The organism is Neorhizobium sp. IRS_2294 (assembly GCF_050500145.1).
Lineage (GTDB): Bacteria > Pseudomonadota > Alphaproteobacteria > Rhizobiales > Rhizobiaceae > Neorhizobium > Neorhizobium soli.
The window spans coordinates 116,208-131,343 of sequence record NZ_CP191440.1; the positions used below are offsets into that span (position 1 = coordinate 116,208).

The following is a 15,136-nucleotide window of genomic DNA, read 5'->3' on the forward strand; positions in this document are numbered from 1 at the left end:
GACATGGAGGGGGTGCGGCTTTCAGGATACGCGCATCGTTGTTAGTAAATCCGCACGCTGGACGGGAAACAGCCATGTCAGATGCCATTCCGCCCGAAGCACCGCATGTCGCCACTGCCGACACGCCGGTGCCGAACTGGGGTCGGCTCGTCCGGTCCGATTTCGGGACGGCGGCGTGGAACCGGCGGAACGCAGGCGAGATCAGCCAGTCGATCCCCCATCATCTCGTGCTCTTGTCGTTCAAGCCCTTCAGCAACCGCGAGTCACGCCTTGGCGGGACGCGGATCCGCACCGCCTCGGCTGCGAGCGGATGCTGTGAAATCGTTCCGGCAGGCGCAGACTACTGGGCGCGCTGGCATGAGCCCAAGGAAGTGGCGGCATTCTCGCTGTCGCAGCCATGGCTTGACGGTCTCGCCCAGTCCGACCTCGACCTGCCGGCCGCAACCGTCGTCGCGGATGCCTTGCCGGTCGTCGACCGGCGTGTCGGGTTGATCGGTGGCATGCTGCGCGACGAACTGCGTTCAGGCACGCATGGCACGATGGCCGGCCTCGAGCTCGACTCGCTTCTCAACCTGCTTGGCATCCACCTCATCCGGCAATACGGCGTAGCCCGGCCCCAGAAGGATCTGGGTGGGCTGTCTGATCGGCAGTTCCGGCAGGTGCGCGATCACATGCAGGCGCATATGACACTCGGTGTCAGGCTCGAGGACCTGGCCTCGCTGGTCGGGCTTTCGTCGAGCCAGCTGCTTCGCTCGTTCAGGCGTCGAACGGGCACGAGCCCGCACCAGTACTTCACCCGACTTCGCCTCGACGAGGCCCGTGCACTGATTGTCAACGGACCGCTGCCACTGGCAGAGATCGCGCTTACCTGCGGCTTCTCCAGCCAAAGCCACCTGACGGCCATCATGCGCCGGGAAGACGGCCTCACCCCCGGCGCGCTGCGGGTGTGATGAGGTCCGGATCATTGGGTGAACGGCCGAAGTTCTCGGCGCCAGCATCGCGTTGGCACAGCTTGTTATAGCGTTGCGGTGCGATTTTCTTTTTCGACGCCCAATAGCGGACTTGACGCTCCCGGCTTCAAGCAGACATCGAGGGACTACTAAGTGGCGAAAAGGTTTTCGCATTATGCTTGAGCCAACGATGTGCCATACCTTAGAACCTGATGTCAGCGTTATGGCAGCAGAGAGTTCCCGCGATGGGTTAGATCGTATGGGCGCATATCCGGTTCCTTGGCCTGAGGACTTGCTCCATTACCAACAATAGGTTTGGCTCAAGAACTGGGACAAGAGGGGCAAGTGGGTTCTCGTTGCGGTCGTACTCAATGACAAAGAAGATCCGATCACGGGTGAAATTAACTGCAAGGCAAACGAGAACTGCCGAGTTGTTTACCATCAGCAGTCCGGCACAGAAGTCTTAGTCGCCCTTCAGAGCGGGAAGCGGTCGGTACAGCTGATCTTACCATCCATTGTAGCACGAAATGCTCTCTTAAATCCGGCTGGTCCTCGGTCGCCTTTCAAACCGAGCGAAATCTTGATCATTTTCAAGGGGCTGACAACAACTCCGAAATCGCGTTGATTTGGAGGTCACGAACAAAGCTTGAAGAGCTTTTTCTGATAAGCCAATAGTATTTGACTGCGGCGCAAGGCAGCAAACGCAGCGGTCAAGAACCCCATTTCAAATCGCGGATTCAGAAATGATGGCTCCTGACGGGCAACCGCGAGCTTCGGCGGTGCAACGGTTCAGCGCAAAAACCGAGTTTCTCCGGCCCCCTGGCAACGCAGACTCGACCTCCGCGTCGTCCGGTACGGCTGCAACGTCGTCCATTGCGATCGAGCAATAGAATTTCAAATTGGGAGTTGACATAGATCTAATATTACGTTCAGTTCCTATTTACCGGAATTAAATTCAGCATACCGGACGATGAACGGTCAAGCTGCCCAAATTGGAGGTTCGTTTCCGAGCGCCACGACGCGGCGATGCTATTTACAAACTCGATTGAAGTTCAATTAAAAAGGGGAACGCAAGATGAGTGACAAATCCACAATAACCCGCAGGTCCGCATTGACCTTGCTCGGCGCAGGCGCTACTGCAATTGCGATGCCGATGATCATTCGTCCTCGGCCCGCCTGGGCGGCAAACGGCGTCATCAACGTCACCACCTATGACAAGTTTCTCCCGAAGGAATTCGTTGAAAAGTTCGAGAGAGACTCTGGGATCGAAGTGAGGATCCGGCTGACCGATGACCAGGGCAAGCAGTACAATCTTCTGACCGCGGAGGGCGCAAATCCGTCAACCGACATTGTCACGGTCGCCGGGCACCGCTACTCGCAGTTCATCAGCTCGAAGCTGATCCAGCCGCTCGACACGGCCAAGATTCCAAACTGGAAAAACCTCAACACCGCATATCAGGACGCCCCTTGGGCGCGGGTCGATGACAAGCTCTGGGGTCTTCCGATCCTTGCGGGATACGAAGGACTTGCTCGCAATGTCGATTACGTCAAGGATGCGCCGAGTTGGCAGATCATGTTCGATCCAGAGTACAAGGGCCTAACGTCTTACATCGTCAGCGACTTCATGACGATTGCTATGCAGATGCTCGGGCATGATGGTGACTTCGTGACCTATGTTGACAAAGCGGACATCGCGCAGAAGGCAACGAACGAAGCTCGGGACCTGCTCATCAAGCACAAGGACATGGTTCGGAAGTACTACGACGCGGGTTCGGAAGTGCAGCAGATGTTCATCAACGAGGATATCTATCTTGCCCATTCGTGGTCCGGCCCGGCTGCTAAGCTCATTATGGAAGGGCATCCGATCGAGCTGTCTGTTCCGAAAGAAGGCACCTTCGGCTTCTGCTACACGCTGAACGTCGTCAACAACGCGCCTAACGCTGAAAATGCGTACAAGCTGCTCAATGCGATCCTTGAAAGTCCAGAGGTCGGCGCTGCCATGACCCGTCAGTCGGGGTACAGCTCTACAATCAACGGCGTCGCAGACCTGCTGAACGATCGCGAGAAGCTCGCTTCAACGCTTCCTCAGGAGCAGCTCGATCGCATCATCTTCTTCTCGTCGGTTAATCGCGACATGAAAAACCAGATGATCGATCGTGCGACTGCAGAGGTCAAGGCAGCCTGACAAGGCGGGTCCCTGCACGATCCGTGACCGCTTCCGAAGCGCTTCGGCGGTCTCCGGGGACGGTTGGTGATCATAGGATTTTCATCCTGACCACGCGCGAAGACGAACCGTTAGCCGAGCTGCGGACAGTCGAGTCGCTCTAACCGAGATAGTTTCATGGCGAACATCAACAGGATAGCCGGGGATGCGGCCGGACGCAACGCGCCCGTACCCAAATATTCAACCGGCATAGCGCGGATCGTCAATTCCGCAATTTACCAGCACACGCTCGGCGCCGCCGTCGATTCCCGCATCGGCCGTGTCGTTCTGCTGGCCGGCATCCCACTGGTCTGGCTCGTCATGCTGCATGTCGGTCCGATCTATCAGATGCTGAAGATCAGTCTTCTCTCCCGCTATCCCATCCCGGCGGGTGTAGAAGCGCACTACACGTTCGATAACTATGCGATCTTCTTTCAGGAGTCGCTTTACTTCACGCCGTTGATCAAGAGCTTCGTCTTTGCGACCGCAGCGACCGCGATCACACTGATCGTCGTGTATCCCGTGGCGTATTACGTGGCGAAGATCGTCAGGCCCGAAGGTCGCTCAAAGGCATTGCTTCTGCTTCTGGTGCCGTTCTGGGCCGGTGAACTGATCCGCACATTCTCGGTCATCATGCTTCTGGCCAATCGCGGCGCGCTCAATGTTTTTCTGCGCGAAATCGGTTTGATCGACCGGCCCATCCCGATGCTCTATACGTCGTTCTCGCTCGGATTCGGCCTTATCTATCTGATCTGCCTCTATATGCTTCTGCCGCTCTATTCGGCCATCGAGAAAATTCCATCGCAATATCTAGACGCTGCCGCCGACCTAGGCGCCGGACCGATCACGCGCTTCCGCCGGATAATTCTTCCCCTGTCCAAGGACGGCATCGTGTCCGGTTGCTCGCTCGTGTTTCTGACCTGCATCGGGGTCTTTGCAACTCCCATGCTTCTCGGCGGTCCGAATACGGTGTTGTTTCCTGAAACGATCAGCGGCTTCTTCCATGGCGCAAGCGACAAGTGGCCGGTTGGCGCCGCATTTGCGCTGATCATGCTGGTAACGGCGTTGATCACAGCAGGGATCTTCATGCGTGTTGTCGGCGGCAAGAAAGGGAGTGCGATCTGATGCGCAACATGGTTTCTGATGTTCCACGCACGACGTTGACTGCCATTTACTGGGTCTTCATCCTCTATCTGCTCCTGCCGCTCACCCTGATGATGGCAATGAGCTTCAAGGATGCCAATTTTGTCGCGTTTCCGATCAGCGACTGGACATTCGACTGGTACGTCAGGGTCATGCAGGACAAGCAGTTCCTTGAGGCCTGCCTCTATTCCATCATGATCGCCGCGGCATCCACACTGGGCGCGACCACGCTCGGAACCTGGATCGCCATGCTGATCGTCTCGAACGGCATCCGTGGCCGGACCATCATCTTTGCTCTCGCCTGTCTGCCCGCCGTAGTACCGGGCATGATTTCAGCGATCTCACTGCGCATATTCATCTCGACCATCGACATGCCGACGGGAACCGCGGCCATTATCCTCGGTCATACGGTGCACGCGGTTCCCTTCGTCGTGGTCATGGCTCTTACCCGCCTTCGTTCCATGCCTGGAAATCTGGTCGATGCCGCGCGCGATCTCGGGGCAGACAGTATCGTTGCCTTCTTCCGGGTGACGCTGCCCTATCTCGGGCCAGCACTTTTAGGCGGCATGATCTTCTGCGTGCTCCTGTCGATCGACGATTTCGTCCGCACGTTTTTCCTGGGTGGCTACCGCCCGACGCTCCCCATGCTGATCTTTGCTAAGGTGCAAGGCGGCATGTCTCCCGAAATCAATGCAATGGCGACGATCGTTCTGGTGGTTACGGCCGCTGTGGGATTGTACGCCGAATTCATCACCCGCCGCGCGAGGACCCGCTAATGGAACCCGTCGTACAATTCGACAATGTCAGCAAAAGCTACGGCACGCATGTTGCGGTCGACAACCTCAATCTCAGCATCGAGGCAGGCAAATTCGTCACGTTGCTGGGACCATCCGGCTGCGGGAAGTCTACGTCTCTTCGGATGCTTGGCGGCTTCGAAACACCGACATCCGGCCGCATCATGCTGAGCGGCAAGGATGTGACCCGCGTGCCGCCCAACAAGCGTAACGTCAACATCGTGTTTCAGGATTATGCGCTATTTCCGCACATGAGCGTTGCCCGCAACATCGCCTTCGGGCTTGAGCTGAAAGGCCTCGACAACCAAGGCATACACCGCCGCGTCTCGGAACTGCTGGAACTGGTCCAGCTACAAGAATATGCCGGCCGACTGCCGGCGGAACTGTCGGGCGGTCAGCGTCAGCGTGTTGCGCTCATGCGCGCGCTTGCCCCGGATCCGGATGTGCTGCTGCTCGATGAACCACTGTCAGCACTCGATGCCAAGCTGCGCCAGCAAATGCAGATAGAGCTGAAATCGATCCAGGAAAAGACAGGCAAGACCTTCATGTTCGTGACGCATGACCAGGAAGAGGCGTTGACGATGTCCGATACAATCGTCGTGATGAACAAGGGGCGTATTGAACAAATGGGCGACCCGAACACGCTCTATGGACGGCCGGGCTCGGTGTTCGTCGCCAACTTTATCGGCGAGACGAACCTTTTGCGGAGCACGGTGATCGGATCGGAGGGCGACGAAACGGCGCTGAGCTGGAACGGCATCACCATCAAGGCAAATCCCGGCGGACTCGCGCCGCGCGTCGGCGAACATCTCTACGTAGTGTTGCGTCCGGAGGCTATCCACTGCTCGGGCTTCGAACCGGCAAGCGGCAATCGCATCAAAGGCAAGATCCGTCAGCGCGTATTTAAGGGCAACCATACTTCACTGATGGTTGAGGTCGAACGCGGCGCGGTTCTCAACACGTTGGTTCACCCAAGCGAAGTATCCCAGTTGGGCAATGAGGATGTCTGGCTCGGCTGGAAGACGGAGACAGCGACCATCATTCCCGACCGGCATGCGGGCAAATGAGGTGGGTGTCTGCCTCTCCAAGAGTGAGGCGCCAAGACAGTTCGAGCATTCAATTCGAGCCCCAGATCTACCGGGCGCCGGAGGCAGATTATGGCCTATGATGTACAGAAACCGCTCCAATCAACCGTAAACAGTCTGGCCGAATTGGAATTGCGTGTGCGCGACGACCTTGCATGCCTGTGCTATCCAGCTGCAAACTGGGTGGCGCCGACGGTTAGCGAGCCGCAGGTTCACGACGTCGTCGTCATCGGCGGCGGAATGTGCGGTCTGGTTGCCGGCTTCGCGCTCAGGGTTGCGGGTATTGCGAATATCCGCATCTTCAACCGCAATCGGGCTGGTATGGAAGGGCCCTGGATCACCTATGCGCGCATGGAAACCCTGCGTTCGCCCAAGCAACTGACTGGTCCGGCTTATGGCATGGCATCGCTCACGTTCCGTGCCTATTTTACCGCTCGGTTCGGCAATGACTCATGGGTAGCGCTCGACAAGATCCCGCGCCCGATGTGGATGGAGTATCTCTGCTGGTATCGTAAGGTGCTGGATCTTCCGGTTGAAAACAGCGTCGAAGTCAAGACGATCGAGCCGGAAGGCGAACTTATGCGGCTGACGCTTTGCGGCGACGGTGCGCGCGAAAGCTCGGTGCTTGCACGCAAGGTGGTGATGGCAACCGGCCGCGATGGCCTAGGTCGTCCCAGCATACCCGGTTTCGTCAACGATCTCCCGCGGAAATACTGGGCGCATTCGTCTCACGATATCGACTTCGAAGCCCTGCGCGGAAAACGGATCGTGGTCGTCGGTGTTGGCGCCTCTGCGGTCGACAACGCGGCAGAAGCACTGGAGGCGGGCGCAGCCGAAGTTCGACACCTCATTCGCCGGAAAGAGATGCCGCGGATCAATAAATTGATGGGCATAGGCTCGTTCGGTTTCACTGCCGCATTTCCAAAGCTCAGCGATGCCAGGCGCTGGCAGATCATGAATTATTCACTGCGCACGCAGACGCCGGCCCCCCGCGGATCAACGATGCGTGTCAGCCGACATCCGAATGCATATTTCCATTTCGACACGGCGGTCGAAAAGGTAAAACTCGACCGCGACGAAATCCTCATCGAAACATCGCAGGGCAAGGCTTTGCGTGCCGATTTCATGATCCTCGGAACCGGCTTCGGGGTCGATCCACTGGCGCGCAAGGAGCTTGATGGCTACGCGGACAAGATCTTGCTGTGGCATGACCGCTTCACGCCGCCTCCGGGCGAAGAGAACGCAGATCTGGGCAAATTCCCTTATCTCGCCAATGATTTTACATTTCTCGAGCGGGAGCCGGGGCAGGCGCCTTGGCTTGCCAACATATACAGCTTCAATTCGGGCGCTGCCGCGAGCCTTGGCAAGGTGAGTGGGGACATCCCCGGCATCAGCGAGGGTGCGGCATGGCTGTCGCGCGAAATTGCCGCAAAGCTCTATGCCGAGAGTTTTGAACAGCATTGGCAACGTCTGCTAGCCTACGACACGCCCGAACTGCGCGGCGACGAATGGACTGCGTCACCCTTGCCGGATGGTGCGCAGACAATCGCACTCAAGCAGGCTTAGGGGAAGACGGTATGGCTGAAAACGAGGATCTGATCGCCGCGATCGTCGGCATCGAGCAGGGTACCCGATTGGCGGAAGTGGTTGCTGGAAGGGCTGATATCATGGCCTTGACGCAGCAAACTCATGGTGGTGCTCTCACTCCAAGAGTTCCCGGCGGCATTTCGCATGCAGAGCGAGCGGCACTCGCCTGGCGGATCGCAAAGATCAACGACCAAAAGGCGTTCGAAGACCATTTTGAGGCAATGCTGGAAAAAGCAGGCGCGCCCGAGGATGCTGCCCGCCTGGCAGACATCTGGTTCGACGGCGGAAGCGATCCTCGATCGAGGGCGCTGATCCGGCATGTCGATCTGGTCGCACATTCGCCCAAAGAAGCAACGCGTGGAGATATCGAATTGCTGCAAAAAGCCGGCATTGCTGACGACGATATCGTGAGGCTGGCGGAGCTTGTTGCCTTCGTCAGCTACCAGATCAGGGTGGCAGCCGGTCTTCAACTGATGCGGGGTTTGGCATGAGCGAGATTGTCCACGACTTCACCACCGACATTCCTGTTTGGAAGCCTTACGTAAAACCGCTTGATCTCGCCGAGGCGAGCGCGGAGCAGCTCGAGGCGTTGAAGGTCACGCCCTCCAATACCAAGGTTTCAGACTATGTTCTCGTGCTCGCTCATGATGTCGAAACACTGAAGCACAGGACGCCGCTGTTCAACGCAGTCATGTACGGTCGCGATGGTCTGTCACGCGCCGAGCGGGAGATCGGGGCTGTCGGCGCGTCTATCGTCAACCGCTGCATTTATTGTGCTGCGGTCCATGCCAGCCGTTACAATCAACTGATGAAGGATGAAGATGTGATCGCGGCGATTTTCGCCGATGGCGTCGATGCAGGGATCGATCCACGTCTCAAGGCGATCCTTAAATTCGCGGTCAACCTTTCCAAATGCCCTCCCGAGGCGGATGCGGACGACATGGCAGCGCTTGTGGAGGCCGGTCTGCGACAGGATGAGATCCTCGATCTCATTCTGTCCACATCTCTGTTCGGATGGGCCAACAGGCTCATGCATACACTCGGCGAGCCGGTCAGGGACTGATTTTTCGCAACGCTCGCAGGTTCGGCAAAAGGGGGAGTAGCCATGTTTTCGATAAATCCGCCCGAAATTGGGCCGCGTTTGCAGGCTTACCGAAAGAAGTTGAACCTGACGCTTGCCCAGTTGGCATCAATGTCGGGCGTCTCGCGATCAATGCTGTCCGAGATAGAACGCGGCAACGCAAATCCGACCTATGGAACGCTGTGGCATCTGACCCGGGCGTTGGAGATCGATCTCAACAGCCTGATTAGCGGCGCGAGCGAGGAGCGGGGTGGAGGCTCCATCATCGATTTGCAACCGGGCAACCTAACGCCGACGATCCGAAGCGCGGATGGCAGCTGTACGCTGCAGATTTTGTCGCCGGCCAACATGGTGTCGCTGATCGAGTGGTATCTTCTCAGCTTCGAGGCGGAGGGCGAACTGGCAAGCGACCCTCACGGTGCGGGCACTATCGAGCATCTGCACTGTACGAAGGGCGAGATCGTGGTGCGCAGCGCCGGTAACACGATGATCGTGCGCACGGGTGAGACGGCGCGTTACGCGGCGGACGTGCCCCATGCGCTAAAAAGCGTTGGCCCTGTCGGTGCGAGCGCGTTTCTCGTGGTCGCATCCGGGGAGATCGGTCCGGGGACACAGCGAACGTCTGTGAGTTCAAGATAAGGATCGGCTTCCAAAGCGGTCTTTCATTCGAAAAGAAAAGGAAATTTTCATGCGGGTAGGTATTGTCGGCGCCGGTTCAATCGCATTTGCAACGGCGGCTCTGGTAGAGCAGCAAGGACATGATGTGACACTCTGGTCACCCTCCGGGGAGCGGACAAAAGCACTCGGCAAGGGGGAGGCGCTTGTGGCCGAAGGCGCGATCGTCGGCACCTTCAAGCCTGCGGTTGCGAAGGATGCGGCAGACCTTGCTGCGGGCGCAGACGTGCTGGTGATTGCGCTGCCGGCCTACGGTCACAGGACGGTGCTGGATGCGGTCGCACCCTACCTGACGTCCGAGCAGACGGTTATCTTCAGCTCGCACGCCTCGTTCGGCGCTCTCTATCTGTCGCGTCTTGTCGCGGCGCGCGGGATCACAGTCACCATCGTTGCCTGGGGCACGACCGCCGTATCGGGCAGACAGTTGAGCCCGACATCCGTGAAGGTCAACACGGTGCGAAAGCAGGTTGATATCGCTACCATCCCTTCATCGCGGAGCGCGGCTGGCCTAGTGGTCTGCAAGGACCTATTCGGTGACCGGTTCCTTGATCGGGGAAGCCTGATGGCAATTGCGCTATCCAATCTCAATCCGCAAAATCATATGGGAATTGCGCTCGGCAACATGACCCGCATGGAGCGCGGCGAAAGCTGGAGCCAAGGACAGAATGTCACACCGAATGTCGGGCGTCTTCTTGAGGATCTCGACAAGGAACGGATTGCCATTGCGACAAGACTTGGTCTGGACGTGCGCGATATCTTCCAGCATTTCCATCTCTCGTTCCATGTGCCGGTCAATTCGATTTCGCAAATGAACCAGGAAATGCACGAGGCCGGTAATGGCGGTACGGGTCCGAGTACGGCCGACAGCCGTTATGTGACGGAAGACGTCCCATTTGGCTTAGTGATGACGGCGAAACTTGGCCGTCTCGCCGATTCTCCAGCGGAGCTCCACGAAGCCGGTGTCCGGATCTTCTCGGCCATGTACGGACGTGATTTCGCGGCTGAGAACGATCTTCTCAACGCGCTTGATCTAGACGTAATGTCATTGGATGAATTAAAGACCCTTTGCCAAAACGGGTTTGCACCCTTGGCCGCGTGACCATCGTAAGCCTTCGATCATTGCTTCACCGTCCGGCAAACGGACCGAGCAGCTTAAGGTCGAGGCAGGGGAGGTAGGAGCGTCAACGCGCTTCTCCTGTCCCATACCCGAATTTCTCCAAGCCGCGACGCGGATGCGTCGGAGGCAAACAAGGTTGCATTCACAATGAGCAACGCGTTCCTCGCACATCTTTCCACCGAACTTGCGGGTCTGAGGTCTTCGGGTCTCTACAAGACCGAGCGGGTGATCGTTTCCAAACAGGCCGGCGAGATCGAAGTCGCATCTGGTCGCAAGGTTTTGAATTTTTGCGCCAACAATTATCTGGGCCTTGCCGATAACGCCGAACTGGTGGAGGCCGGCAAGAACGCGCTGGATCGTTACGGCTACGGCATGGCATCTGTGCGTTTCATCTGCGGGACGCAGGAAGAGCACAAGCAGCTCGAAGACCGGATTTCGAAGTTTCTGGGATTGGAGGATACGATCCTCTATTCGTCCTGCTTTGATGCCAATGGTGGATTGTTCGAGACGCTTCTCGGCGAGGAGGACGCGATCATATCGGACGCACTCAACCACGCTTCGATCATCGACGGGGTGCGCCTCTCCAAGGCGAAACGTTTCCGCTACGCCAATAACGACATGGCGGCGCTGGAGGAGGAACTGAAAAAGGCCGAAGGCAGCCGGTTCAAGATGATCGCCACAGACGGCGTGTTTTCGATGGACGGCATCATCGCCAATCTTGCGGGCGTCTGCGACCTTGCCGAGAAATATGGCGCCATGGTCATGGTCGATGACAGCCATGCCGTCGGCTTCGTCGGCAAGCACGGTCGCGGCTCGGCGGAACATTGCGGCGTCGAGGGCAGGGTGGATATCATCACCGGCACGCTCGGCAAGGCGCTCGGCGGTGCATCCGGCGGCTATACGTCCGGCAAGAAGGAAGTGGTCGACTGGCTGCGCCAGCGCTCGCGTCCCTATCTGTTTTCCAACACCCTCGCTCCGGTGATTGCGAGCGCCTCGCTGAAGGTGTTTGACCTGATCGACAATGGTGACGCATTGCGCGCCCGGCTAGAAGCCAATTCCCGCCTCTTCCGCGATGAAATGAGCAAGCTTGGGTTCACGTTGGCGGGCGAGGGGCATCCGATCATTCCCGTCATGCTCGGCGATGCGTCGCTGGCGCAGGACATGGCGGCGAGGATGCTGGAAAAGGGTGTCTACGTCGTCGGCTTCGCCTTCCCGGTCGTACCGAAAGGCCAGGCGCGTATCCGTACCCAGATGTCGGCGGCGCATAGTGAGGACGATGTGCGCCGGGCCATTGCGGCGTTCGAAGAGGTCGGCAGGGAACTGCGCGTGATCGAGTAGACGCCCGGCCCGAACCGATCCAACTCATTGACAGGAATTTTTCGATGACCAACATGATGCGCGCCCTCGTCAAGTCGAAAGCCGAAACCGGTCTCTGGATGGAGCATATCCCTGTTCCGGACCCCGGCCCCAACGACGTGCTGATCCGGGTGAAGAAGTCCGCGATATGCGGCACCGACGTTCATATCTGGAACTGGGACAGTTGGGCCCAAAAAACCATTCCGGTGCCGATGGTCGTCGGCCACGAGTTCTGCGGGGAGATCGCGCAGGTGGGCTCTGCGGTCACCAAGGTCCAGGTCGGCGCGCGCGTCTCCGGCGAGGGGCATATCGTTTGCGGCAAATGCCGCAATTGCCGCGCGGGGCGCGGACACCTTTGCCGCAACACGTTGGGCGTGGGTGTCCACCGGCCCGGATCTTTTGCCGAATTCGTCTGCATTCCCGAAGACAATGTCGTGCCGATCCCGGATGATGTGCCGGACGAGATTGCCGCGATCTTCGATCCGTTCGGCAACGCCGTGCACACCGCTCTCTCCTTCGATCTGGTCGGCGAGGACGTCCTGGTGACCGGAGCCGGTCCGATCGGCATCATGGGTGCGATGGTTGCCAAGCGCTCGGGCGCCCGCAAGGTCGTGATCACCGACATCAACCCGGTACGTCTGGCACTTGCCGAAAAGCTCGGCATCGACCACGTCGTCGATGCGTCCAAGGAAAACCTGTCGGACGTGATGAAGCGCATCGGTATGACCGAGGGCTTCGATGTCGGTTTGGAAATGTCGGGCGCGGCCCCCGCATTCCGCGACATGATCGACAAGATGAACAATGGCGGCAAGATTGCGATTCTCGGCATCGCGCCGACCGGGTTCGAGATCGACTGGAACAAAGTGATCTTCAAGATGCTCAATCTCAAAGGCATCTACGGGCGGGAAATGTTCGAGACCTGGTACAAGATGATCGCCTTCGTGCAGGGCGGCCTCGACCTTTCGCCTCTTATTACCCATCGCATTGGCATCGACTCCTTCAGAGACGGGTTCGAGGCCATGCGCTCCGGCAATTCCGGAAAGGTCGTCATGGACTGGTGAAGCCAACATGAGGTCCAACAAAAAGCCGACCGATGGGAGCAATACCATGTCGATCAAGACTATAGGGCAGGCGAAGCTCTTCTGCTCAGGCCCTTTCGGATTATGACCATCTTGCCGGAACAGGGAGCAAAGGAAAACTGGAACCGTCGGATGGTCTTTCTGGCGCTTCCCATCATTCTCGCAAATCTGGCTCAGCCGATCCTGTCACTTGTCGATACGATGGTGGCGGGACATCTCCCGGGGTCTTTCTTTCTCGGCGGGGTCGCGCTGAGCGGCGTGCTGTTCAATTTCCTTTTCTGGAGTTTCAGTTTTCTGCGCATGGCAACGACCGGTCTGGTCTCCCAGGCGTGGGGTGCCAAAGATAGCACGCTCATGCGCATGCATCTGTTTCGGGCGCTGCTTATCGCCGCTGCCGGCGGTGCCGTGATCATCCTGCTGCAAAAGCCGATCATCGAGATCGGACTCGGATTCCTCGGCGGCAGTGAAGCGGTCTACCGGAGCGCGTCGGATTATGCATTCGCCAGAATCTGGTCAGCGCCTGCGACGCTCGGAAATTTTGTCCTCCTCGGCTACCTTCTCGGTTGCCAGCGCGTGATGATCTCACTGGCGCTACAAGTCGCCCTTAATATCGTCAACTTGCTCGCAACTCTCACGCTGGTTCTTGTTTTCGACTGGGGTGTCGCCGGGATAGGGGCGGGGACCGCCCTTGCCGAATGGGTGGCCTTGATCGCAGGCCTCTTCATCATCAAGCCATTCGGTGCGCATCCCGCAGTGCGGATGAAGGAGCTGCTGGACGGGTTGGCGCTTCGACGGCTGGTCGCGGTAAACCGGGACATCTTTCTGCGAAGCTTCTTCCTTCTGCTCTGTTTCGGCTGGTTTGCCCGCAGCGGTGCCAAGGAAGGCGACACGATCCTCGCCGCCAATGCCATCCTTCTCAACCTCCACGGCTTTACATCCTATGGGTTGGACGGGTTTGCGAACGCCACTGAAACCCTGGTCGGTTCAGTCATCGGCGCGCGGCAAAAAAAAGCGCTTGCCCAGGTGGTCAAGGCCGCGTTTGTGTGGTCGGGTCTGGTGGCGTTTCTGTTTTCAGTTGTTTACGCCTTCGCTGGCCCATCGATCATCTCGCTCCTCACCGATCAGGAAGATGTTCGTACCGCCGCCATTGCCCTGCTTCCCTTCCTGATCGCGTTGCCGCTCGTTTCCGTGACCAGCTTCATGCTTGATGGCATCATGATCGGAGCCATGCGTGCCCGAGATATGCGCAACAGCATGATCATCTCCACCGGCATCTTCATCGCCACCGCTTATGGTCTGCAGCAGGTCTGGGGAAATGAAGGGTTGTGGACAGCGATGATGGTCCTGATGATAGCGCGTGCGGTAACGCTCGGCTTGAAACTGAAAGAGACATTTGCGCAGGTGTAGCGGCAATTTGCACAGCGTTCAAAGCGGCGAAAACGACAAGGGGCGCAGCACGGTGTGCTGTCCGTCATACCCACCGACGTACCTCAACGGATCAGCGTGACGTGGAAGCAGGGCAAGAGGACCTTCTGTCGAACCGGAAAACGGCTCGAGCAGCGCGACCGCATCAGGCGGCGCATGGCCGGTCACCAATCCTGCACAGTCAGGGGCAAACAAGGGCGTGCCTGCGGGCCGTGGGCCATGCTGCCGGTGACGGTCGGCGACGGCCGTGTCGAAAACGGGTGATCCGCGCCCAAGCGTCGCCAGATAGTTGTGCTGCTGCAACACCATCGGGAAAGCCTGGGGGATGAAGCCGTTCACCCAAGCCTCTTCATTCGAGAGGGCGGCGCGGCATGCTTCGCGTTCAGCCCAGTCCGCATAGGTCCAGAGATGGTGGATCACGTTCAGAGGGCCGGTTTCCGCCTGCCAGTAGCCGAGAAGTGGCAGGTGCCGTGTCACAAGTGGAAGCCCGAGGTCTGCAAGCAGCGCGAGGTACTCGCCGGTTGCGCCCGGCTTTAGCTGATAGGTTCGCCATTCGTGGATCATCACCGTCTCCCATCGCGTCAGTCTGGCACGCCGGACCGCCCGCGAACATGGATAAGGTCTGCAAGAGATTGGACAAT

At 58.4% G+C, this 15,136-nt stretch carries 14 protein-coding genes; 13 read left to right on the forward strand and 1 reads right to left on the reverse strand.

What is annotated here, in order from left to right; genetic code table 11:
- The first annotated feature begins 74 nt into the window (after positions 1–74).
- The 13 genes from ACQY1K_RS17855 (at position 75) to ACQY1K_RS17915 (ending at position 14,477) form a co-directional block, all read left to right on the forward strand.
- Positions 75–950 carry a helix-turn-helix domain-containing protein gene (locus ACQY1K_RS17855; protein ID WP_430259986.1) on the forward strand — a complete coding sequence of 292 codons (876 nt, stop codon included), beginning with the start codon at positions 75–77 and terminating at the stop codon, positions 948–950.
- Between the two features lie 1,075 nt (positions 951–2,025).
- Positions 2,026–3,135: an extracellular solute-binding protein gene (locus ACQY1K_RS17860; protein WP_184655485.1), complete on the forward strand. Its 1,110-nt coding sequence runs from the start codon at positions 2,026–2,028 to the stop codon at positions 3,133–3,135.
- Positions 3,136–3,291: 156 nt separating this feature from the next.
- Positions 3,292–4,278, forward strand: a complete 987-nt coding sequence (locus ACQY1K_RS17865; RefSeq protein ID WP_430259988.1) for an ABC transporter permease — start codon at positions 3,292–3,294, stop codon at positions 4,276–4,278.
- Positions 4,278–5,072, forward strand: coding sequence for an ABC transporter permease (locus tag ACQY1K_RS17870; RefSeq protein ID WP_184655483.1), 795 nt, complete (start codon positions 4,278–4,280; stop codon positions 5,070–5,072). The genes ACQY1K_RS17865 and ACQY1K_RS17870 overlap by 1 nt, the downstream gene beginning before the upstream one ends.
- Positions 5,072–6,157: an ABC transporter ATP-binding protein gene (locus ACQY1K_RS17875; RefSeq protein WP_430259990.1), complete on the forward strand. Its 1,086-nt coding sequence runs from the start codon at positions 5,072–5,074 to the stop codon at positions 6,155–6,157. The genes ACQY1K_RS17870 and ACQY1K_RS17875 overlap by 1 nt, the downstream gene beginning before the upstream one ends.
- 90 nt (positions 6,158–6,247) lie before the next feature.
- Positions 6,248–7,741 carry an NAD(P)-binding domain-containing protein gene (locus ACQY1K_RS17880; RefSeq protein WP_430259992.1) on the forward strand — a complete coding sequence of 498 codons (1,494 nt, stop codon included), beginning with the start codon at positions 6,248–6,250 and terminating at the stop codon, positions 7,739–7,741.
- Between the two features lie 11 nt (positions 7,742–7,752).
- On the forward strand, positions 7,753–8,253 hold the full coding sequence (locus tag ACQY1K_RS17885) for a CMD domain-containing protein (RefSeq protein WP_184655480.1): 501 nt from the start codon (positions 7,753–7,755) through the stop codon (positions 8,251–8,253).
- The gene (locus ACQY1K_RS17890) at positions 8,250–8,825 is read left to right on the forward strand and encodes a peroxidase-related enzyme (protein WP_430259995.1); all 576 of its coding nucleotides are present in this window, start codon (positions 8,250–8,252) and stop codon (positions 8,823–8,825) included. The genes ACQY1K_RS17885 and ACQY1K_RS17890 overlap by 4 nt, the downstream gene beginning before the upstream one ends.
- Positions 8,826–8,867: 42 nt before the next feature.
- Entirely contained in the window at positions 8,868–9,482 is a 615-nt protein-coding gene (locus ACQY1K_RS17895; protein ID WP_184655478.1) for a helix-turn-helix domain-containing protein, read from the forward strand.
- Positions 9,483–9,531: 49 nt separating this feature from the next.
- On the forward strand, positions 9,532–10,617 hold the full coding sequence (locus tag ACQY1K_RS17900) for an NAD/NADP octopine/nopaline dehydrogenase family protein (RefSeq protein WP_430259998.1): 1,086 nt from the start codon (positions 9,532–9,534) through the stop codon (positions 10,615–10,617).
- A gap of 165 nt (positions 10,618–10,782) precedes the next feature.
- Entirely contained in the window at positions 10,783–11,973 is a 1,191-nt protein-coding gene (locus tag ACQY1K_RS17905) for a glycine C-acetyltransferase (protein WP_062459309.1), read from the forward strand.
- Positions 11,974–12,017: 44 nt separating this feature from the next.
- The gene (gene tdh, locus ACQY1K_RS17910) at positions 12,018–13,052 is read left to right on the forward strand and encodes an L-threonine 3-dehydrogenase (protein ID WP_113111568.1); all 1,035 of its coding nucleotides are present in this window, start codon (positions 12,018–12,020) and stop codon (positions 13,050–13,052) included.
- A gap of 219 nt (positions 13,053–13,271) precedes the next feature.
- On the forward strand, positions 13,272–14,477 hold the full coding sequence (locus tag ACQY1K_RS17915; RefSeq protein ID WP_430260581.1) for an MATE family efflux transporter: 1,206 nt from the start codon (positions 13,272–13,274) through the stop codon (positions 14,475–14,477).
- A gap of 18 nt (positions 14,478–14,495) precedes the next feature.
- On the opposite strand, the gene ACQY1K_RS17920 is transcribed toward ACQY1K_RS17915, so the two are convergent.
- Entirely contained in the window at positions 14,496–15,059 is a 564-nt protein-coding gene (locus ACQY1K_RS17920) for an NIPSNAP family protein (protein WP_192087247.1), read from the reverse strand.
- Positions 15,060–15,136: the final 77 nt, after the last annotated feature.

Bases quoted from the DNA above. Each gene is read 5' to 3' on its own strand.
- ACQY1K_RS17855 (WP_430259986.1), top strand. From the start codon at position 75: ATGTCAGATGCCATTCCGCCCGAAGCACCGCATGTCGCCACTGCCGAC.
- ACQY1K_RS17860 (WP_184655485.1), top strand. From the start codon at position 2,026: ATGAGTGACAAATCCACAATAACCCGCAGGTCCGCATTGACCTTGCTC.
- ACQY1K_RS17865 (WP_430259988.1), top strand. From the start codon at position 3,292: ATGGCGAACATCAACAGGATAGCCGGGGATGCGGCCGGACGCAACGCG.
- ACQY1K_RS17870 (WP_184655483.1), top strand. From the start codon at position 4,278: ATGCGCAACATGGTTTCTGATGTTCCACGCACGACGTTGACTGCCATT.
- ACQY1K_RS17875 (WP_430259990.1), top strand. From the start codon at position 5,072: ATGGAACCCGTCGTACAATTCGACAATGTCAGCAAAAGCTACGGCACG.
- ACQY1K_RS17880 (WP_430259992.1), top strand. From the start codon at position 6,248: ATGGCCTATGATGTACAGAAACCGCTCCAATCAACCGTAAACAGTCTG.
- ACQY1K_RS17885 (WP_184655480.1), top strand. From the start codon at position 7,753: ATGGCTGAAAACGAGGATCTGATCGCCGCGATCGTCGGCATCGAGCAG.
- ACQY1K_RS17890 (WP_430259995.1), top strand. From the start codon at position 8,250: ATGAGCGAGATTGTCCACGACTTCACCACCGACATTCCTGTTTGGAAG.
- ACQY1K_RS17895 (WP_184655478.1), top strand. From the start codon at position 8,868: ATGTTTTCGATAAATCCGCCCGAAATTGGGCCGCGTTTGCAGGCTTAC.
- ACQY1K_RS17900 (WP_430259998.1), top strand. From the start codon at position 9,532: ATGCGGGTAGGTATTGTCGGCGCCGGTTCAATCGCATTTGCAACGGCG.
- ACQY1K_RS17905 (WP_062459309.1), top strand. From the start codon at position 10,783: ATGAGCAACGCGTTCCTCGCACATCTTTCCACCGAACTTGCGGGTCTG.
- tdh (WP_113111568.1), top strand. From the start codon at position 12,018: ATGACCAACATGATGCGCGCCCTCGTCAAGTCGAAAGCCGAAACCGGT.
- ACQY1K_RS17915 (WP_430260581.1), top strand. From the start codon at position 13,272: ATGGTGGCGGGACATCTCCCGGGGTCTTTCTTTCTCGGCGGGGTCGCG.
- ACQY1K_RS17920 (WP_192087247.1), bottom strand. From the start codon at position 15,059: ATGATCCACGAATGGCGAACCTATCAGCTAAAGCCGGGCGCAACCGGC.